This is a genomic window from Stappia sp. ES.058 (genome assembly GCF_900105595.1).
Classification (GTDB): domain Bacteria; phylum Pseudomonadota; class Alphaproteobacteria; order Rhizobiales; family Stappiaceae; genus Stappia.
In genome coordinates, this window is sequence record NZ_LT629784.1 from 4,214,909 (window position 1) to 4,233,075 (window position 18,167).

20 protein-coding genes are annotated in these 18,167 nt (G+C 66.4%); 9 read left to right on the forward strand and 11 right to left on the reverse strand.

From position 1 onward, the window contains the following. Position 1 precedes the first annotated feature (1 nt). From nagA to murA, 5 genes are all read right to left on the reverse strand, one after another. A complete protein-coding gene (gene nagA, locus BLU32_RS19695; protein WP_093809769.1) occupies positions 2–1,147 on the reverse strand; it encodes an N-acetylglucosamine-6-phosphate deacetylase in 1,146 nt (381 codons plus the stop codon). A gap of 10 nt (positions 1,148–1,157) precedes the next feature. Beyond that, positions 1,158–2,213: an SIS domain-containing protein gene (locus BLU32_RS19700; RefSeq protein ID WP_093809772.1), complete on the reverse strand. Its 1,056-nt coding sequence runs from the start codon at positions 2,211–2,213 to the stop codon at positions 1,158–1,160. Further along, on the reverse strand, positions 2,213–2,989 hold the full coding sequence (locus BLU32_RS19705; protein WP_093809774.1) for a GntR family transcriptional regulator: 777 nt from the start codon (positions 2,987–2,989) through the stop codon (positions 2,213–2,215). The genes BLU32_RS19700 and BLU32_RS19705 overlap by 1 nt, the downstream gene beginning before the upstream one ends. A gap of 90 nt (positions 2,990–3,079) precedes the next feature. Continuing rightward, positions 3,080–3,967, reverse strand: coding sequence for a BadF/BadG/BcrA/BcrD ATPase family protein (locus tag BLU32_RS19710; protein ID WP_093809776.1), 888 nt, complete (start codon positions 3,965–3,967; stop codon positions 3,080–3,082). After that, entirely contained in the window at positions 3,964–5,223 is a 1,260-nt protein-coding gene (murA, locus tag BLU32_RS19715) for a UDP-N-acetylglucosamine 1-carboxyvinyltransferase (RefSeq protein ID WP_093809778.1), read from the reverse strand. Before murA ends, BLU32_RS19710 begins: the two co-directional genes overlap by 4 nt. Positions 5,224–5,451: 228 nt before the next feature. Between murA and BLU32_RS19720 the strand changes: the two genes are divergently transcribed. From BLU32_RS19720 to ptsN, 8 genes are all read left to right on the forward strand, one after another. After that, positions 5,452–6,375 carry an N-acetylmuramic acid 6-phosphate etherase gene (locus tag BLU32_RS19720; protein ID WP_093809780.1) on the forward strand — a complete coding sequence of 308 codons (924 nt, stop codon included), beginning with the start codon at positions 5,452–5,454 and terminating at the stop codon, positions 6,373–6,375. Between the two features lie 77 nt (positions 6,376–6,452). Then, on the forward strand, positions 6,453–7,088 hold the full coding sequence (locus tag BLU32_RS19725) for a ribonuclease D (RefSeq protein WP_093811366.1): 636 nt from the start codon (positions 6,453–6,455) through the stop codon (positions 7,086–7,088). A gap of 186 nt (positions 7,089–7,274) precedes the next feature. Further along, positions 7,275–7,979, forward strand: a complete 705-nt coding sequence (lptC, locus tag BLU32_RS19730; protein WP_157727760.1) for an LPS export ABC transporter periplasmic protein LptC — start codon at positions 7,275–7,277, stop codon at positions 7,977–7,979. After that, positions 7,976–8,533, forward strand: a complete 558-nt coding sequence (lptA, locus tag BLU32_RS19735) for a lipopolysaccharide transport periplasmic protein LptA (protein ID WP_093809784.1) — start codon at positions 7,976–7,978, stop codon at positions 8,531–8,533. Before lptC ends, lptA begins: the two co-directional genes overlap by 4 nt. Before the next feature lie 190 nt (positions 8,534–8,723). Beyond that, on the forward strand, positions 8,724–9,485 hold the full coding sequence (gene lptB / locus BLU32_RS19740) for an LPS export ABC transporter ATP-binding protein (protein WP_093811368.1): 762 nt from the start codon (positions 8,724–8,726) through the stop codon (positions 9,483–9,485). Between the two features lie 115 nt (positions 9,486–9,600). After that, on the forward strand, positions 9,601–11,160 hold the full coding sequence (gene rpoN, locus BLU32_RS19745) for an RNA polymerase factor sigma-54 (protein ID WP_093809786.1): 1,560 nt from the start codon (positions 9,601–9,603) through the stop codon (positions 11,158–11,160). Positions 11,161–11,575: 415 nt separating this feature from the next. After that, complete coding sequence (gene hpf, locus BLU32_RS19750) at positions 11,576–12,151, forward strand: ribosome hibernation-promoting factor, HPF/YfiA family (protein ID WP_093809788.1); 576 nt, start codon at positions 11,576–11,578, stop codon at positions 12,149–12,151. Between the two features lie 77 nt (positions 12,152–12,228). After that, positions 12,229–12,693, forward strand: coding sequence for a PTS IIA-like nitrogen regulatory protein PtsN (gene ptsN, locus BLU32_RS19755; protein ID WP_093811370.1), 465 nt, complete (start codon positions 12,229–12,231; stop codon positions 12,691–12,693). Between the two features lie 134 nt (positions 12,694–12,827). Here ptsN and BLU32_RS19760 read toward each other — a convergent pair whose 3' ends face one another. Together BLU32_RS19760 and BLU32_RS19765 are read right to left on the reverse strand one after the other, a co-directional pair. Beyond that, positions 12,828–13,076, reverse strand: coding sequence for a DUF1150 domain-containing protein (locus BLU32_RS19760; RefSeq protein ID WP_244501749.1), 249 nt, complete (start codon positions 13,074–13,076; stop codon positions 12,828–12,830). A 109-nt stretch (positions 13,077–13,185) separates the two neighbouring features. Beyond that, positions 13,186–13,614, reverse strand: coding sequence for an Hsp20 family protein (locus tag BLU32_RS19765; protein ID WP_093809792.1), 429 nt, complete (start codon positions 13,612–13,614; stop codon positions 13,186–13,188). Positions 13,615–13,872: 258 nt separating this feature from the next. Between BLU32_RS19765 and BLU32_RS19770 the strand changes: the two genes are divergently transcribed. Then, positions 13,873–15,063 carry a cation:proton antiporter gene (locus tag BLU32_RS19770; protein WP_093809794.1) on the forward strand — a complete coding sequence of 397 codons (1,191 nt, stop codon included), beginning with the start codon at positions 13,873–13,875 and terminating at the stop codon, positions 15,061–15,063. Here BLU32_RS19770 and modC read toward each other — a convergent pair. From modC to BLU32_RS19790, 4 genes are all read right to left on the reverse strand, one after another. Beyond that, positions 15,060–16,169, reverse strand: a complete 1,110-nt coding sequence (gene modC, locus BLU32_RS19775; RefSeq protein WP_093809796.1) for a molybdenum ABC transporter ATP-binding protein — start codon at positions 16,167–16,169, stop codon at positions 15,060–15,062. The genes BLU32_RS19770 and modC overlap by 4 nt on opposite strands. Further along, positions 16,166–16,861, reverse strand: coding sequence for a molybdate ABC transporter permease subunit (gene modB / locus BLU32_RS19780; RefSeq protein ID WP_093809798.1), 696 nt, complete (start codon positions 16,859–16,861; stop codon positions 16,166–16,168). Before modB ends, modC begins: the two co-directional genes overlap by 4 nt. Positions 16,862–16,898: 37 nt before the next feature. Further along, the gene (gene modA, locus BLU32_RS19785; protein WP_093809800.1) at positions 16,899–17,693 is read right to left on the reverse strand and encodes a molybdate ABC transporter substrate-binding protein; all 795 of its coding nucleotides are present in this window, start codon (positions 17,691–17,693) and stop codon (positions 16,899–16,901) included. Between the two features lie 73 nt (positions 17,694–17,766). After that, on the reverse strand, positions 17,767–18,144 hold the full coding sequence (locus BLU32_RS19790) for a winged helix-turn-helix domain-containing protein (protein ID WP_093809802.1): 378 nt from the start codon (positions 18,142–18,144) through the stop codon (positions 17,767–17,769). Between the last annotated feature and the right edge of the window lie 23 nt (positions 18,145–18,167).

Consider the following 18,167-nt stretch of genomic DNA (forward strand, 5'->3'; position numbering starts at 1 on the left):
GTCAGTGCTCCTGACGGGTGCCCGCAATCCAAACCGATACCAGCGCGCGGTCCGCGTCGAGGCCGAGAATGTCCGCGCGCGCGCCGGGGCGCAGATGCCCGCGATCGTGCAGGCCGAGCATCTGCGCGGGACAGCGTGACGCCATGCGCAGGACGTCCTGAAAGGGCGCGCCGCAGGCGTCGGCCATGATCCGGACGCCGGAAATCATGTCGAGATCAGAGCCGGCGAGCGTGCCGTCGGCAATCGTGAGACGCCCGTTCTCGCGCATCACGGTGCGTCCGTTCAGCTCGAACCGGTCGTCCGCGTGGCCGACCGATGACATGGCATCGGTAACCAGGGTGATCCGGCGGTGTCCGGCCGCGCGCAGGGCAAGGTCGAGCATCGCGGGATGCACATGGTGCCCGTCCGGGATCAGCCCGCAGTAGACCTGAGCGTTTGCAAGCGCGGCGCCCGCAAGACCCGGGTCGCGATGATGCAGCCCGCTCATGGCGTTGAACAGATGCGTGACCGAGCGCGCGCCGGCCTTCAGCGCCGCGCTGGCGGCAACGAACCCCGCGTTGCTGTGTCCGAGGCTGACGTGAACACCCGCCCTCGACAGGGAGCGGATGTCGTCCAGCGAGGCGTTTTCCGGTGCGACCGTGGAAACGACGGCGCCAAGGTCGTCGCGGGTGAGCCGGTCGCGATCGGAGCGCTCCATCGGCCGGATGAAGCTTGGATCGTGAACGCCGCATTTCTCCACAGAGATATGCGGCCCCTCGAAATGAACCCCCGCGATCGCCGTGTTGCCGTCTGCGATGACCTGTGCGATCGCGCTGGCGGCGGCCGCCGTCACGTCCGGGGTGTCGGTGATCACCGTGGGCAGCAATGTGGTGGTGCCGAAACGGGCATGGGCGGCTGCAATGGCGCGCGCGCCGTCTGCGGTTGGCGTTTCGTTGAAGAGCACACCGCCCCCGCCGTTGACCTGCCAGTCGACGAAGCCCGGGCACAGGAGCGATGCCTCCGTGTCAATCCGCTCCGCGTCACGGGGGATTTCCGAAACGGGAACGAGCGCGCGTACCCGCCCGTCCTCGATCAGCAGGGCGCTGTCGGGATGCATCCGGTCCCCGTCGAAAATGGTTGTGGCGATTAGTGCGGTTCCCCCACTCATGATACCCCCGTCATAGTGTCTCCGTGACCTTGTTCAGCAGTTGCGGCGCATCCGGATCGAACCCCAGGGCTCCGGCAAGGTGTTCGATGAAGCGATAGAATGACGTGATCTGGCACAGCGGATCGAGCAGGGGGTCGGGGGCGGCGATGCAGGGCAGCGGCGTGATCGCCCGTCCGTCCGAGGCCACCTCGCCGAGCGGGTCTGCGACGAAGACGCGCGCGCCCGAGCCGGCGAGCCGCGCAACCGCATCCAGAAGACCGGGCCGCGCTTCATCGCGACTGAGAAAGACAAGGGCGACGAGACCGTTGGCGGCCAGCTGGATGGGGCCGTGCATGACTTCGGCGGCGCTGTAGCTTTCCGCGTGGATCTGGCAGGTCTCCTTGAACTTCAGGGCGGCCTCCTGGGCGATGGCGAAGCCCGGGCCGCGGCCAATGACATAGATCGAGCGCGCATTCGAGGCGGCCGGGACCAGCGCCGACCAGTCGCAGGACAGGGCGTTGCGCAGTCGGTCCGGTGTCCGTGAGACGGCGGTTCCAAGAGAGGCCGTTTGCGTCCACGCCGCGACAAGCGCGGCCATCGCCGACAGCGAGCAGACATAGGACTTGGAGGCGGCGACGGCATGTTCCGGCCCGGCTCCGATGTCCATGGCGATATCCGCGCCGGTCGAAAGCGGCGAGGGGGACGTGTTGACCAGCGCCAGGGTGAGTGCGCCGGCCTGGCGGGCCATGTCCTGAAAGGCGGTGAGATCCGGGCTTCGCCCCGATTGCGAGACGCTCAGGCAGGCCGCGCCGTCGAGCCGCAGGGACCGTCCGTAGACCGAGGAGATCGAGGGGCCGATCGAGGCAACGGGACGTCCGGCCGTCATTTCGCTGAGATACTTCAGATAGGTGGCCGCGTGATCGGAGGACCCCCGCGCCACGGTGATCAGCATCTGCGGATCGTGGCGCCTCAAGGCGGCGCCCGCCCGCTCGAAGTCATCCCGACGATCCGCGACCTGCATCGCGACCCTGTCCGGGATTTCATCGGTTTCCTGCCTCAGCCGGGTGGTGGCGGTGCTGCGGGTCATCACGTGTCCATCCGTGGTCTGGGAAGGGTCAGTTCGACGACAAAGTCGTAGCGGTCGCCCTTGTAGTAGGAGCGGGTGAATTCCACCGTGCGGCCGGATCCGGTGCGCGACAGGCGCTCGATGTAAAGCGCGGTCTCGCCCTCCTCGCCGCCGAGAAGGTCCGCCTCGAACGTGGGAAGACGACAGGCATGCATGCGTTGCAACGCCTTTTCCGGTAGCGCGCCAGCGCTTGCGAGCGCTTCGTAGAGTGAATCGCCGATGCGCTCGATGGAGGGCAGCAGGCGCGCGGGCACCACCGCGAGTTCCACCGCGAGCGGCAGTCCGTCGGCAAGCCGCAGACGGTGCAGGCGCAGGACCTTTTCACCCGGGGAAAGGCCGAGCGTCATCGCTTCCTGGGTCGACGGCAGGGCATAGCTGCGCTGCAGCCACCGGGCGGAGGGCACATGTCCGAGCGACACCATGTCCTCGCTGAAGCCGGTCAGGACGCCGAGCGACTGTTCGATCCGTCCCGGTTCCTCGCTGACATAGGTTCCCGATCCATGCCTTTGATGCAGCAGGCCCTCGCGTACCAGGAGTTCCAGCGCCTTTCGGATGGTGACGCGCGACAGGTTGGTTGCGGTGACGATGGTGCGTTCCGACGGCAGTGCCTCGCCCGGCTTCAGCGATCCGTTCCGGATCATCTCGCGCAGCCGATTGGCGAGCTGGATATAGCGAGGTGTCGGATTGGCTGTGTCTATCGGCTCCTGATCGAGAAACAGGCTTTCTGTTGTGGTCATCTTCTTTTCCGTGTTTCCGGGGAGGCTGGTGCGCCGGATCTTGTCTTTGACGTTTCGGGTGGCCGGGGTGGGGATGAGAGGCGGTTTTCGCTAGCTGCGCTGCATATCGAGCGGTCTTCGCCCCGCCAGGATCGCGGCGCCGTCCAGCGCATCGCCAAGCGGCGGGCTGAGTTTCTTTCGCAGATCCGGCGCAAGCCAGCTTTCCAGAACGCTTCCCAGTCCGCCGATCAGGGTCAGGCGCGGCGCCCCCCTGTCCCGGAGCGCGCGGCAGATGCCGTCGATCTTGGCGGCGCCGTCCTGCATGATGCGCCGCGCGGCGGTGTCGCCCTCGTCCGCATGGCGCACGACCGCCGGCGCGAAGGTGGCGTAGTCCGTTGCCGTTGCCGTGTCCATCCACGCCACGACCTCGCGCGGATCGCGATTGAAATGCATGAGGATCTCGTTCAGCAGGGCGGTTCCGGCGGCGCGCCCGTCATGGGCGAGCATCGCGAGGCGGATCGCCCTGAGCCCGAGATAGGCACCGCTCCCCTCGTCGGAGATCGGAAAACCATAGCCGCCGACCTTTATGTCATGTCCCTTGACCCGCGCGATCCCGCAACTGCCGGTTCCAACGATCACGATGCCGCCGTCGCCGCCGTTGTGCGCGCCGAGGCAGGCGATCACGCCGTCGCTGGCGAAAGCGACAGAGGTGAAGGGATGCGGCTTCGCTTCAAGCGCCTCCAGCGCACCGGCGCGCGACAGGCCGGCAACGCCGATACCGGCATGGACCTTGCGCTGTCCCCGCGGATCCATGCCGGCCTCGGCATAGGCATTGCAATAGGCGGTCTCGATGGCACCCCAGGAGGCATCGATGCCGAAGCGGGTCGCGGCCGGTCCGGCGAGACCGCGTCCCAGGATTGTGCCGTCGGCCTGCTCCAGCCGGGCGCGGCAGCCCGTGCCGCCGCCGTCGACGGAGAGGTACAGCGTCTCCGGCGTCATTGCGCCACCCGCGCGATCTGCGCGCCGCAGCGTGTCAGCTTGCCGTCGATGTCCTCATAGCCCCGGTCCAGGTGATAGACCCGGTGCACCACCGTCTCGCCCTCCGCGACGAGGCCGGCGAGGACCAGCGACATGGACGCCCGGAGATCGGTTGCCATCACCTCCGCGCCCTGCAGCCGCGACACGCCGCGCACCGTGGCGGCGGCACCCGACAGCGAGATGTCCGCGCCCATGCGCTGCAGTTCCGGCACATGCATGAAACGCTGCTCGAAGATCCGCTCACGGATGACCGAGACACCGTCGGCCAGGCACATCAGCGTCATGAACTGGGCCTGCAGGTCGGTCGGGAACCCGGGAAAGGCTTCGGTCGCCATGTCGACGCTGTGCAGCGTCCCGCGCCGTTCCGCGATCAGCCCGCGGTCGGTGGGGAAAATCGAGAGGCCCGCCGCTTCCAGCAGGTGGCAGGCGGCCCCCAGGTGCTCCAGCCGTCCGCCGATCACCTCCAGGCGCCCCCCCGTCAGCCCGGCGGCGACAAGATAGCTCGCCGCCTCGATGCGGTCGGGCAGGATCGTGTGGCTTGCCGGTCGCCAGCTCGCCGGCCCCTGCACCAGCATCCGGTGCGTGCCCGCGCCCTCGATCGTCGCCCCCATTGCGCTCAGGAAGGCGGCGGTGTCGGCGATCTCGGGCTCGCGCGCGCAATTGACGATCTCGCTTTCGCCCGTTGCGCTGACCGCGGCCATCAGCGCGGTGTGCGTCGCGCCGACGGTGGGCGTGGGGAACACGATCCGCGCGCCTTTGAGCCCGCCGCGCGCAGTCACGTCGATGACCCCGCTCTCGGTCTGCACCTCGGCACCGAGCTGCTGCAGCGCCTCCAGATGAAGATCAACCGGGCGGGTGCCGATCGCGCAGCCGCCGGGCCGGGAGATCCGGGCATGGCCGAACCGCCCGACGAGCGGGGCGAGCACCAGGAATGACGCGCGCATCCGCCGCACGATGTCGTATGTGGTCTCGGAGCTGGACACATTGCCGGTCGACAGGGACAGGCGGCCGTTGCGCAAGGGGCCGACGTCCGCGCCAAGACCGCCGAGGAGATTCAGCATGGAATCCACGTCCGATACGTGGGGCACATTTGCCAGAGACACTTGTGTGCCACCGAGAAGGGAGGCGGCGAGTATCGGCAGCGCGGCATTCTTCGCGCCGGCGATCTGCACCGAGCCCGAAAAGGGATATCCCCCCTGGATAACGAGCTTGTCCATCAGCGCGTCCGTTGTCTGTGTGGCGATCCGGCTTAATAAAGCCAATTATCGTCCACTTCGCCTCGTCAAGGCAAGGTGTGAGCCGCAAGGCGAGCGTCAGAGCGGCGCCCCTTTGCAAGGGATGGTGGAAAGGTTACATGATCTCGCGTCGGTCCTTGAAAGACGGATATGAAGATTGGTAGTATTCTGGTCTCTATAACAGACCGGGAATTCGGGAGTCCACGATCAATGGAAGGCTCAGGGGCGCCGCGCCCGCAGACGGAAGCGCTCGGTGCCGCGTTCCGCAATCTTGAAGACCTTGCGCTCGGCGACCTTGCCGCCGCGCTGATCGACAGCCAGGCCGGGGCGCTTGCCGCCTTGCACAAGGCGTTGCCGGATCTCGAGCGCGCGATTTCCGTCGCCCTCGAGGTCTTGCGTGCGCCGGACAGTCGCCTGATCTATTGCGGCGCCGGCACGTCCGGGCGCGTCGCGTTGCTGGATGCCGTGGAGCTGCACCCCACGTTCAACTGGCCGAGCGAGCGGGTGCATGTGCTTCTCGCCGGCGGCGTGCAGAGCCTGGGCGAGGCGCAGGAGGGGGCGGAGGACGATGCCGCCTCCGCCGCGCGCGCACTGGCCGCGCTCGACGTCGGGCCACGCGATGTCGTGATCGGCCTTGCGGCAAGCGGCACCACGCCGTTCGTGTTGCAGGCGATGGCCACGGCGCGCGCGGCGGGCGCGACCACCATCGGCATCGCCAACAATCCGGGCGCGCCGCTGCTTGACGCGGTCGACGGCCCGATCCTGCTGGAAACCGGGCCGGAAGCTCTGGCCGGCTCGACGCGGCTGACGGCCGGGACGAGCCAGAAAATCTGCCTCAACACGTTCTCCACGGCTGTGATGATGCGGCTCGGGCGTGTTTACGGCGGACATATGGTCGACATGCGCGCGACCAACGCCAAGCTTCGAAAGCGGGCGCAGGCGATTGTCGCCGATATCGCCGGCTGCGACGCCGAGACCGCGCGCCAGGCGCTGGAGTCCTGCGACCAGAACGTGAAGCAGGCGATCCTGGTGCTGAAGGGGGCGGCGCCCGCCGATGCGGCGCGATTGCTGGACGACGTTTCCGGCGATCTCGGCGCGGCGGTGAAAGCGTTCGAGGGAAATGCGTCGTCCTGAAGCGGGACGTCGTTGCTGCCATGGACGCGGAGCGCAAACGGTCTTATCAAGGCGACGTTCACAACGAAGGAAGCCCCATGACCATTCGCCTTCATCGCGGTGACCTGCCCGACCTTGCGTCGCCGGAGCTTTCCGCCTACCAGGCCGCGGATGCGGTTGCCATCGATACCGAAACGCTCGGCCTGAAGCCGCACCGCGACCGGCTGTGCGTCGTTCAGCTGTCGCCCGGCGACGGCACGGCCGACGTGGTGCAGATCGCCGCCGGCCAGAACAGCGCGCCGAACCTGGAACGCCTGCTCGCCGATCCGGCCAAGCACAAGCTCTTTCATTTTGCCCGCTTCGACGTGGCGGTCCTTGAAAATGCGCTGGGCATTTCCTGCGCGCCGGTCTGGTGCACCAAGATCGCCTCGCGGCTGGTGCGCACCTACACCGACCGGCACGGGTTGAAGGATCTCTTGCGCGAGATGCTCGGCGTGGAGATCTCCAAGCAGCAGCAAAGCTCCGACTGGGCGGCGGAAACGCTGAGCGAGGCACAACTCGCCTATGCCGCATCCGACGTGCTTTATCTGCATGCGTTGCGGGAAAAGCTCCAGGAGCGGCTTGTGCGCGAGGATCGTACGGCGATGGCGGAAGCCTGTTTCGCGTTTCTGCCGACGCGCGCGCGCCTTGATCTCGCCGGTTGGGACGATACCGATATCTTCGCGCACAGCTAGCAGCGTCCCCATGAATGAGGCCGTACCCTGGCAGCGTCCCGGGGTCGCGGTGAACCGAACCTTGCCACGGCCCGGATGACGCGACGGGCAGACAAGTGCGTTTTAAACACCTATATCTTGCGCGAGGATCGCGCCTGTCTGGCGCGGCGGTTCGTGATTCGGGCTTGAATGGATCAAGAGGCTTTGGTGCATCGTCATCCGCAGGCCGGGCTGACCCCGGGCGAGACGGATCCTGCGTCCGCAACGGACCGGACGGTGGAGGCCGCGCGCCTGTCGGGCGTCCGGGCCTCCGCGCGTGCCGCCTCGCGGCGCCATTCGCGCCGCGTGCGCATTATGCGCATTCTGGTGCCGGCAAGCGGTGCGGTGCTGCTTCTCGTGATTGCCGGCATGATCGGTGTCAGCAACTACCTGAGCGGACTGGGGTTGGGGACGGTCAGCTTCACGGCCGACGGGCTTGTCATGGACAGTCCCGAACTGTCGGGCAATGACGGAGAGCGCTCCTACAGGGTGTCGGCAAAACGCGCGATCCAGCGCATCAGCGATCCGCGCATCATCGACCTCGAAACGATCACGGCGGAACTGCGGATCAGCGCGGACCAGAAACTCGACATCGTCGCGGCGCGGGGCACCTACAACAGCGTCGAGGAAACGCTGCTCCTGGCAGATGGCATCGATGTCGTCACCAACGACGGCGAAACCGCAACGTTCGGAACGCTGAACATCGCGCTTAAAACGGGCACAATTCGCAGCGATGATCCCGTCGGGCTTACGTCTTCTTTCGGCACCCTGCGCGCCGGACGCATGCAATTCGACCAGGACGAAGGCAAGCTGACCTTCACGCAAGGAATTCAGATGACCATTCAGCCGCCTCAATCGGAGACCAGCCAATGACAGACATCCGGCCCTTGCGCCGCCTTGCGATTGTTTTCGCGGCCCTTGTTTTGGGCGCCGCGCATCCGGCGACGGCACAGACCTTTTCCGATGCCTTCGCGGGCTTCGGCTCGAACGACCGGGAACCGATCCAGATCGAGGCGAAGGAACTCCAGGTCCAGGACAAGAGCCAGAGCGCCGTCTTCAGCGGCGATGTCGTCGTCACGCAGGGCGATGCCGTCCTCAAGACGCAGCGTCTTGTCGTGCATTACGACGGATCGGCGGCCGGTGGCGTCAACCAGCGCATCGCCCGCCTGGAAGCGAGCGGTCGCGTGCTGATCGCCTCCAAGGACCAGAAGGCGACGGGCCAGAACGCTTCTTTCGACATGAACCGGCAGATGATGGTGATGACCGGCAAGGAGGTTGTGCTGTCGCAGGGGCCAAACGTCGTTACCGGCAACCGGCTGACGGTCAATCTCAAGACCGGCCAGGCGGATCTCGAGGCCCCCAAGAACGGCCGCGTCAGGGTGCTGATCCAGCCCAACAGCATCAACAACGGGGCTCCGCAGAACTGATCAAGTCTCGACAGCGGAAGAGCGGCTGCGTATTCCTGACGGAGGCGGGCCTGTCGTGCGCACGATCGTGTGCATCCGGTTTGCTTCCGCGGGGGCGCTCTTGCCGGAGCCAGCTCCTCGCCGCCCCGACCCTGTGCGCAATGGATATGTCGTGAAGCTCTTTTCCTTCCTCAACGCCTCTTCCGTCGCGGTGTCTCACGCGGAAAGCGGACATGCGCCCGAAGCCGAGGACGGCCTGCTCGTCGTCGACGGCATCGGCAAGAGCTACAAGCGCCGTCAGGTGGTGCGTCAGGTCGGGCTCACGGTGCAGCGAGGGGAAGCGGTTGGCCTGCTTGGTCCCAACGGCGCGGGCAAGACGACCTGCTTCTACATGATCACCGGACTGATCCAGCCCGACCATGGCACGATCCGCCTCGACGGTTTCGACATCACCCGCTTGCCGATGTATCGCCGCGCCCGGCTCGGGATCGGCTATCTGCCGCAGGAAGCATCGATTTTTCGCGGCCTGTCGGTGGAAGACAACATTCGCGCCGTGCTTGAGGTCGTGGAGCCGGATCGCCGGCAACGCGCCGAGGACCTGGAAGCGCTTCTGGACGAGTTCGGCGTGACCCATTTGCGCAAGTCGCCGGCGATCGCGCTTTCGGGCGGCGAGCGCCGCCGGGTCGAGATCGCCCGGGCGCTGGCCAGCCGTCCCACCATCATGCTGCTCGATGAGCCGTTTGCCGGCATCGACCCGATCGCCGTCGGCGACATCCAGCAACTCGTCCGTCATCTGACCCAGCGCGGCATCGGCGTCCTGATCACCGACCACAATGTTCGCGAGACGCTTGGCCTGATCGACCGCGCCTACATCATTGCCGCCGGCGAAGTGCTGACGGAAGGCTCGCCCTATGAGATCGTCGCCAACCCGGATGTGCGACGCCTCTACCTCGGCGAGCAGTTTACGCTTTGAAGCGGCTCCCCCGATAAGTTACAAAGCAAGAAGCGGACCAACCGGGAAGCAGGCGCTTCCGGTGCCGGCCCTGCCGGGCAGGGTCTCGTTCCTGAAACGCATACCGGGGATCTGAATGGCCCTGTCGCCGAAGCTTGAAATCCGTCAGGGCCAGTCCCTGATCATGACGCCGCAGCTGATGCAGGCGATCAAGCTTTTGCAGATGTCGAGTCTCGACCTGACGAGTTATGTCGAGGCGGAAATGGAGCGCAATCCGCTGCTGGAGCGCGTCGAGGGCGAGGGCCAGGCCGCGGATCCGGCGGAGCCCGCCGCGCCGGATGCATCGTCCGCGGAAGGGGCAGGTGAGGCCGACGGCGAGTGGATCCGCTCCGAGCTTTCCGACAGCGCGCAGGAAATCGCGGGACGCCTCGACACCGATCTCGGCAATGTCTACCCGGATGATCCGGGCACGCGCGCCGGCCAGGAAAACGGTGGCGCCGCGGGGGAGACCCTGCAGCGCGACCCCTTTCAAGGCGGGCTCGGGGCTTCGCGCGGGTCGGGCAGCGGGGGCGGCGACGACTACAACCTGGAGGCATTCGTCGCGTCCGAGATGACGCTGCAGCAGCATCTGGCGGATCAGATGGTGCTTGTGGTGACCGACGCCGTCGACCGGCTGGTCGCCCGCACGCTGATCGACAATCTCGACGAGGCCGGCTATCTGCGCCTCGATCTGGCCGAGACGGCGCAGCATATGGGCATCGAGCGGGACCGCCTGGATGCCGTGCTTTCGGCCCTCCAGACGCTCGAACCCTCGGGCGTTTTTGCAAGGTCGCTCGCCGAATGCCTCAAGCTGCAGCTGATCGACAGGAACCGCTACGATCCGGCGATGGCCCGGCTGATCGAGAACATCGAACTGCTTGCACGCCACGACTATGCGGGGCTGCGCGCAGCCTGCGCCGTGGACGACGAGGATCTTGCGGAGATGATCGCCGAAATCAGGGCGCTCGACCCGAAGCCGGGAAGTGCCTTCGGCGCAACGCTGATCCAGCCGGTGGTGCCGGATGTGCTGGTGCGGCCGGCCCGCGATGGCAGCTGGGCGGTCGAACTCAACAGCGACACGCTGCCAAGGGTGCTGGTGAATCAGACCTATTATGCCACCGTCAGCCGTCAGGCGCGCGGCGAGGGCGAGAAGAGCTTCCTGAGCGAATGCCTCCAGACCGCAAACTGGCTGGCCAAGAGCCTGGATCAGCGTGCGCGCACGATCCTGAAGGTTTCCAGCGAGATCGTTCGACAGCAGGATGCGTTCCTGACCCGGGGCGTGGAGCATTTGCGGCCCCTCAATCTGCGCACCATCGCCGATGCGATTTCCATGCATGAATCGACCGTCAGCCGCGTGACCTCCAACAAGTACATGGCGACCCCGCGCGGCATCTTCGAACTGAAGTATTTCTTTTCGGCGTCCATTCCCGCCAGTGGCGGCGGCGATGCCCATTCGGCGGAAGCCGTGCGCCACAGGATCAGGGCGCTGATCGATGCTGAGGCGCCGGATGCGGTCCTCTCGGACGACACGATCGTGAAGGTGCTACAGGGCGATGGCGTCGATATCGCCCGGCGAACGGTTGCAAAGTACCGGGAATCCCTGCGTATTCCATCTTCCGTGCAGCGGCGGCGCGAAAAACGGGCGAGAGCGCCGTAGCGCCCTGTCGACAGCGCTGCGATGCCGGGTCGGGCGGATCGATCCGGACGCTCGGCTTGCGGGTTTTTGCGCGATGGCGTGACCATTGCGAACCGGCTAGACTGGCGGTCAGCGACGATCCGGACAATGGCACGGCAGATGCCGCATCCAGGTGGGCGATCATGAAGGTGCTGCGCAAACAGGCGCTTCCAGACATCGATTGCTGCGGGCCAATGAGCCGGCCCCGACGTCATTTGACTTCGCAATGCCGGGCGCTTATAGAGCCGCCCTCAGGATGCTCGGCCGGGGCAAGGTCGGCGATTGCGCGTCCGGTGCATGCGACAAACCGGCCCATTCCGGGAAAGAGGTTTTCCGGATGCGCGACGCCTAGGCAACGGCGTCACACCAGAACTGTCCAGAACAAGAAGAGGTTCCCATGACACTGCGGGTATCCGGAAAGAATGTCGACATCGGCGATGCGCTCAGAACGCATATCGAGGACCGTGTCGCCGAGGCCGTCTCGAAGTATTTCGACGGTGGCTACACCGGACATGTGACCGTCGGTCGCGAAGGCCCCGGTTTCCGGTCGGAGTGTTTGTTGCATCTCGACACGGGCATCGACCTGCAGGTCTCTGCCGACAGTCAGGATCCGCGTCAGAGCTTCGATGCGGCCGCCGAGCGGATCGAGAAGCGCTTGCGTCGCTACAAGCGCAAGCTGAAGGATCATCACGCGCATGCCGCCAACGGGCGCGAGAGCCTCGAGGCAACCTCCTATGTCCTTGCCTCCTACGAGGAAGAAGAAGAGGTTCCCGCCGATTTCACGCCGCTCGTCGTGGCCGAGACGTCCGCCAAGGTGAAGACGATGACGGTCGGGATGGCCGTGATGCAGCTTGACCTTTCGGAGGCACCTGTGGTGGTGTTTCGCAACGCTGGCAACGGCACCGTGAATGTCGTCTACCGCCGCGCGGACGGAAATTACGGGTGGGTTGACCCGGAAAACGCCGCGAAATAAGTGGCGCGAGGCGGTTTCGCGCGGATGCGCGCGAAACCCCGTGTCACGTCCTTATGCTCGAACCCACGGGTCGAATCATGGATCTTAGCGATCTCATTTCGCCGCAAGCGGTTGTTCCCAGTCTCAAGGTCAACAGCAAGAAGCAGGCTCTCCAGGAGCTTGCGGCCAAGGCTGCCACCGTCACCGGACTGCCCGAACGCGATATCTTCGATACGCTGTTGCAGCGCGAGCGCCTCGGGTCGACCGGCGTCGGCAACGGGATCGCCATTCCGCACGGCAAGCTGGTCGCACTGGACCGTCTCGTCGGCCTGTTTGCGCGTCTCGACCGGCCGATCGATTTCGATGCCCTCGACGATCAGCCGGTCGACCTTGTCTTTGTGCTGCTTGCGCCGGAAGGGGCGGGTGCCGATCACCTCAAGGCGCTGGCCCGGATCGCGCGGCGGATGCGCGACGCCGGCACCGTGGCGAAGCTCAGGGCAAGCGACGACGCGTCGGCGCTCTACACGCTCCTGACGCAACAGGTGGCCTCCAACGCGGCGTAAGGCGCGCGGCTTTCCGTCAATGCAGGACGAGAGCGGCGCGGTTCGCCCTCGGTGGTCAGATCCAAAAAAGCGCCCGCCGTTTCCGGCGGGCGCTTTTTGGTTCGGGGCGTTTGAGGACCGGTTGCTTTCCGGCGTCAGTGAAGCGCCACCGTGTAAAGCTCGTGCTCGGCCGCGTTGGCAAGCGCCACTTCCTTGCTATCGCTCAGCATGATCGGCGTTCCGTCTGCGTTGAGCAGAACCCAGATGTTCAATCCCGGCTCCATGTCCGGTGCATCCGGAAACAGGGTCGACAGGTCGTCGGAGGTCATGGCCTTGACGTAGGCGATCTGGCCGGCGCCAAGGGCCTTGAACTCTCCAGGCTGCATATGCGTTTGTTCGCTCATCATGAGGCTCCTTACCAAAGTGGCCGGCCAGTCGGGCCGCCGGTCCCGGCGCGCGGGTGCTGTCGCTGTCGGCACCGCGTCGCGGTGCGTCTTGCGTCCGGGTGCGTCGTCAGTCTCGGGCGTCGATTTCGATGCGGCGCACGATACGTTCGGGTTCCGGGCGGGCGAGGTCGATCGAGAGCAGGCCGTCCTTGAGGTCCGCGCCGAGGATTTCGATCCCCTCGGCGAGCACGAAGGCGCGTTGGAACTGACGGGCCGCAATTCCGCGATGCAGGAACTGGCGGGTCTTGTCGTCCTCCTGGCGACCGCGGATCACCAGCTGGCTTTCCTCGACGCTGACGTCGAGCTGGTCGCGGGTGAACCCGGCAACAGCCAGTGTGATACGGATGATTTCGCCGTGTTTTCCGCTTTTTGGCAGGCGCTCGATGTTGTACGGCGGATAGCCGTCGTTGGCACCCTTGCTGACCCTGTCCAAAACCCGTTCGATATCCTCGAAGCCGAGCAGCAGCGGACTGGAAAACGCAGACATGCGCGTCATGTTTGTAAGCCCTTTTCAAAGCGGCCTGTATCGAAACGACCCCTACGCCCGGTTTCGACGCGTCGGGACGTTCAAGCAAACCGGACCCGGGAGCGGCATCCGGCCGGGGTGTCATACCCCTGTCGCTTCCATATATGGCGGGTCGGGGCGCGTGTTTCAAGAAACCCGGCGTCTTCATCGGACATATGGCCGATGCCGCTTGATCGCGCCGGGCGTGTGGATAGGATGCGGCAACCTCCCAGCTGACGGTCGCGCGCAATGGATATGAGTTTCGTTTTCCTGACCTTCGGCCTTCTGATCCTGGCAGGCATCGGTCTCGACGGCCTTGGCCGGATGACCCGCCTGCCGCGCATCACGCTGCTGGTTCTTTTCGGCATTCTGGTCGGTCCCTCGGGCCTGGACATGCTTCCCGTCGCCGCCGATGGCTGGCGCGACGCAACCGCCACCTTGACGCTTACGATGATTGCCTTCCTGCTCGGCGGGGAACTGTCGCGCCCCCGGTTGAAGGCGCATGGCCGGGCCATCCTGTCGGTGTCGCTTGCCGTCACCACCGCGTCCTTTGCCGTGATGGCGCTGGGGTTGTCGCTGATCGGCGTCCCGCTTGCCGTTTCGCTTCTGCTTGCGGGGATCGCGCTGGCCACCGACCCGGCGGCGACGCGTGACGTTGTGCGTACGGTTCACGCTGATGGGCCGGTCACGCGGGTGCTTCTCGGCGTGGTCGCCATCGACGATGCCTGGGGGGTAATCGCCTTTTCCGTGGTGCTCGGGCTTGTCGGCATTGGCTCCGGGGGCGTCATCGTGGCGCTCGGCGAAGGGGTCGCGGATGTCGGCGGAGCAATTGCCGTCGGCTTTCTTATTGGCCTGCCGGCATCGTTCCTCACCGGCCGCATCCAGCCGGGCGAACCGACGCTTGCCGAGGCGCTGGGCCTTGTGCTGGTCTGCGCCGGCGTGTCGATGTGGTTCGAGGTGTCCGCGCTTCTGGCGGGAATGACCGCCGGCGTCGTGATCGTCAATCTCGCAAAGCATCACGATCGTCCATTCCACGAGATCGAATATGTCAGCTGGCCGTTCCTGATCCTGTTCTTCGTGCTGGCAGGCGCGTCGGTGGATTTGGCGGCCGTTGTCGTGGCCGGCCCGCTCGGGCTCGCCTTCATCGCGTTTCGCGTCGCCGGCCGCGCGGCCGGCGGCTGGCTCGGAGGGCGCTTCGGCGGCCTGACGCCAGCGCAGTCGGGGGTGTTCGGGCTTGCGCTGCTGCCGCAGGCCGGTGTCGCGCTCGGCATGGCGCTGGTCGGCGCCAGCGCGCTTCCAGAGCATGCCGACACGATCATCACGGTCACGGTGGCGACGACGGTGGTCTTCGAACTGGCCGGGCCGCTGGTCACGGCCTTCGTCCTGACACGTCTCGGGGAAGCCGGTGCCGCGCCGCCTGAGGAGGACGAACGGTCCTAGCGGGCGTCGTCGCCCCCGGCGATCCAGATGTCCTCCGGCGCGATGGCGACGGACTTGAGGATGGCGTAGCACGAAAGCCCCGGCGCAATGGCGAGTGCCCGCGCCGAACGCCGGGTGATCCGCGCCAGCAGCCGTTCGTCACCGGCGGCGAGCTTCACGACCATGCCCGGCCCTTCGCCCTCGCGCACTGCCGTGACCGTGACCTTGAGCACGTTCAGCGCGGAGATGGCGCGCGGCGCCTCGCGGGCCAGGATCACGTCATGGGCGTGGATGCGCACGCGTACGCGGGTGCCTTCCGGCGCATCGATGCGCGGCAGGAGCAGCGGGCCGCCCGGCGTGTCCAGCTCGCTCAGGCCGTCATCGGCATGGTGACGGATCACGGCGGAGACCATGGCGCCGGCATCGCGGATCCCGAGGGTCGGAACGGCGCGCGGATCGGCCAGAACATCCGTCGGGCTGCCGACCCGGGTGGTCCGCCCGTCTCGCAGCGAGACCACGGTGGTGGCAAGCCGTGCTACCTCCGAAACCGAGTGGCTGACATAGAGGACCGGAATGTCGGTCTCGTCGCGCAGCCGCTCCAGATAGGGCAGGATCTCCGCCTTGCGGGCGTCGTCGAGGGCAGCGAGCGGCTCGTCCATCAGCAGCAGGCGCGGCGCGCTCAGGAGCGCCCGGCCGATGGCGACGCGCTGTTTTTCTCCACCCGACAGCGTTGCCGGCCGGCGATCGAGCAACGCCCCAAGCCCCAGCATCTCGACAACGCGCTGCGTTTCCGTGCGCTTGACCGCGCCGCGCGGGGCGAACCAGCCACCATAGGCAAGGTTGGCGGAAACGTTGAGATGGGGAAACAACCGCCCTTCCTGAAAGACGTAACCGATGCGGCGCTTGTGCGGCGGCAGCCACACGCCGTCGGCGCTGTCGTGCAGCACCGTGTCGTTGACCGAGATGCGCGCCGCTTCGGGCCGCAGCAGGCCCGCGACGGCATTGACCAGCGTGGTCTTGCCCGAGCCCGAGCGACCGAACAGCGCGGTGACGCCGGGAGGCGCCTCGAAGGCGACATCGAGCGAAAAGCCCGCAAAGCGATGGGTAACGGCGACCGAAAGGCTCATGATCCGCGGATCCGTCCGGCAACGAGCCGGGCCACGCCCTCGGAGACGATGAGTGCGGTCATGGCCACGGCCACTGAAATCAGCACCAGCCGCAACGCGGAGGCCTCGCCGCCCGGCACCTGCAAAAAGGCGTAGATCGCCGTCGGCAGGGTCTGGGTCTGGCCGGGGATGTTGGAGACGAAGGTGATCGTCGCGCCGAATTCGCCCATCGCCTTGGCGAAGGCGAGCACGGCGCCGGCGATGATGCCGGGCAGGATCAGCGGCAGCGTGACCGTGGCAAAGACGAGAACCCGCGACGCGCCGAGCGTGCCGGCCGCCTGTTCGAGCTTGGGATCGACCGCCTCGATCGCCAGCCGTATCGCGCGCACCATCAGCGGAAACGCCATGATCGAGGCCGCGAGCGCCGCCCCCGTCCATCGGAACGCCAGCACGATGCCGAGCTGGTCTTCCAGAAAGCCGCCGACGGGGCCGCGCCGGCCGAAGGTGACGAGCAGGATATAGCCGGTGACGACCGGTGGCAGGATCAGCGGCAGGTGCACCAGTCCGTTGAGGATCTGCTTTCCGGGAAAGTCGCCCCGCGCCAGCGCCAGTGCGGTGAGAATGCCGATAGGCAGGCTTGCCAGCGTCGCCCAGACGGAGACCTGGAGCGACAGCGCGACAGCGGTCCATTCGTCTGCGGAAAGGAACGGCATGCGTGCATCGTCTCCCTGAGGCGGCGGGCCTTCAATTTCAGGGCGCGGGCGAAAACCCGTGCCGTTCGAAGATCTTCGTCGCGGCCGGTCCGCGAATGAACTCCAGAAACGCGAGGACGTCCGGCGCGTTGCCGTCGACGATCGCCGCGGCAGGATAGAGGATTGGCGGATGCGTGTCGGCTGGAAAGCGCGCGACAACGCTCACCCGCGTCTCGGCCAATGCATCGGTTGCATAGACGATGCCGAAGGGGGCCTCTCCGAGGGCGACGAGGGCAAGCGCGGCGCGCACATTGTCGGCCTGTGCCACCTTCGCGGCGATCTGCTCCCAAAGGCCGAGCGTTTCGAGCGCCGCCTTGCCGTAGATCCCGGCCGGCACCGCATCGACCAGCGCCATGGCGAGGCGGCCGTCACCGATCAGGCCGGAAAGGTCGAGGTCCGGCGACAGCGTGATCGGCACGGCTTCGCGGCCGTGGGCGATCAGAACGATCGAATTGGCGAGAAGATCCTGCCGGCTTCCCGCGCGCAGCAGCCCGGCATCGTCCAGCCGGTCCATCCAGCCCGGATTGGCGGAGATGAAAACGTCGGCCGGCGCGCCGGCCTCGATCTGGCGCGCCAGGGCGGAGCTGCCCGCATAGGACACAACCACCTCGCCCCCTGTTTCGTTTCGCCAGAGCGCTGTCACGTCGTCGAGTGCTGTCTTCAGGCTCGCTGCGGCGAAGACCGTGAAAGGGGTCCCGGCCTCCGCGCGAACGCTTGTCATCGGCGACAAGGCCAATGCGAGCGCAAGGCACAGGCACAGGCACCGGATCGCGAGGCGCAAGCGCGTGGGCATGGGAAAACGACCTCCGGCATGGCAGGCGAGCGATATGTCTGGTCAGACATATCGTCTTCGGAGCGCTCTTTTGTCAATTGCCTTGCCTGTCCCGCCCGGCGCGGACCAGATCGCTCAACCGTCCAACGTCGACGGATGCGGCCTCGGCGGCAACGCGTTCGGCGGAGCGATAATGGGTCAGAACCCGCTCGCCCATCTTCGTCAGCGATGCCCCGCCGCCTTTCGCGCCGCCGCGACTGCGCGCCACCAGCGGCGCGGCAAAGGCGGCGTTGAGGCTTTCCACCAGCGTCCAGGCGCGCTTGTAGCTCATGTCCATGCGCCGGCCGGCCGCCGCGATCGAGCCGGTTTCCACGATGCCTTCCAGAAGATCGGCCTTGCCGGGCCCCAGCGCGAAGTCCGGGCCGAAGACGAGGCGAAGCCGCACACGGGGGGGAGAAGGATCCTGTGTCATACGCGAATCCTACTTCAGGCAAG

What these genes read in the sequence shown, in the direction of transcription:
- nagA (WP_093809769.1), bottom strand. Translation starts at nt 1,147, where the DNA reads ATGAGTGGGGGAACCGCACTAATCGCCACAACCATTTTCGACGGGGAC.
- BLU32_RS19700 (WP_093809772.1), bottom strand. Translation starts at nt 2,213, where the DNA reads ATGACCCGCAGCACCGCCACCACCCGGCTGAGGCAGGAAACCGATGAA.
- BLU32_RS19705 (WP_093809774.1), bottom strand. Translation starts at nt 2,989, where the DNA reads ATGACCACAACAGAAAGCCTGTTTCTCGATCAGGAGCCGATAGACACA.
- BLU32_RS19710 (WP_093809776.1), bottom strand. Translation starts at nt 3,967, where the DNA reads ATGACGCCGGAGACGCTGTACCTCTCCGTCGACGGCGGCGGCACGGGC.
- murA (WP_093809778.1), bottom strand. Translation starts at nt 5,223, where the DNA reads ATGGACAAGCTCGTTATCCAGGGGGGATATCCCTTTTCGGGCTCGGTG.
- BLU32_RS19720 (WP_093809780.1), top strand. Translation starts at nt 5,452, where the DNA reads ATGGAAGGCTCAGGGGCGCCGCGCCCGCAGACGGAAGCGCTCGGTGCC.
- BLU32_RS19725 (WP_093811366.1), top strand. Translation starts at nt 6,453, where the DNA reads ATGACCATTCGCCTTCATCGCGGTGACCTGCCCGACCTTGCGTCGCCG.
- lptA (WP_093809784.1), top strand. Translation starts at nt 7,976, where the DNA reads ATGACAGACATCCGGCCCTTGCGCCGCCTTGCGATTGTTTTCGCGGCC.
- rpoN (WP_093809786.1), top strand. Translation starts at nt 9,601, where the DNA reads ATGGCCCTGTCGCCGAAGCTTGAAATCCGTCAGGGCCAGTCCCTGATC.
- hpf (WP_093809788.1), top strand. Translation starts at nt 11,576, where the DNA reads ATGACACTGCGGGTATCCGGAAAGAATGTCGACATCGGCGATGCGCTC.
- ptsN (WP_093811370.1), top strand. Translation starts at nt 12,229, where the DNA reads ATGGATCTTAGCGATCTCATTTCGCCGCAAGCGGTTGTTCCCAGTCTC.
- BLU32_RS19760 (WP_244501749.1), bottom strand. Translation starts at nt 13,076, where the DNA reads ATGAGCGAACAAACGCATATGCAGCCTGGAGAGTTCAAGGCCCTTGGC.
- BLU32_RS19765 (WP_093809792.1), bottom strand. Translation starts at nt 13,614, where the DNA reads ATGACGCGCATGTCTGCGTTTTCCAGTCCGCTGCTGCTCGGCTTCGAG.
- BLU32_RS19770 (WP_093809794.1), top strand. Translation starts at nt 13,873, where the DNA reads ATGGATATGAGTTTCGTTTTCCTGACCTTCGGCCTTCTGATCCTGGCA.
- modC (WP_093809796.1), bottom strand. Translation starts at nt 16,169, where the DNA reads ATGAGCCTTTCGGTCGCCGTTACCCATCGCTTTGCGGGCTTTTCGCTC.
- modB (WP_093809798.1), bottom strand. Translation starts at nt 16,861, where the DNA reads ATGCCGTTCCTTTCCGCAGACGAATGGACCGCTGTCGCGCTGTCGCTC.
- modA (WP_093809800.1), bottom strand. Translation starts at nt 17,693, where the DNA reads ATGCCCACGCGCTTGCGCCTCGCGATCCGGTGCCTGTGCCTGTGCCTT.
- BLU32_RS19790 (WP_093809802.1), bottom strand. Translation starts at nt 18,144, where the DNA reads ATGACACAGGATCCTTCTCCCCCCCGTGTGCGGCTTCGCCTCGTCTTC.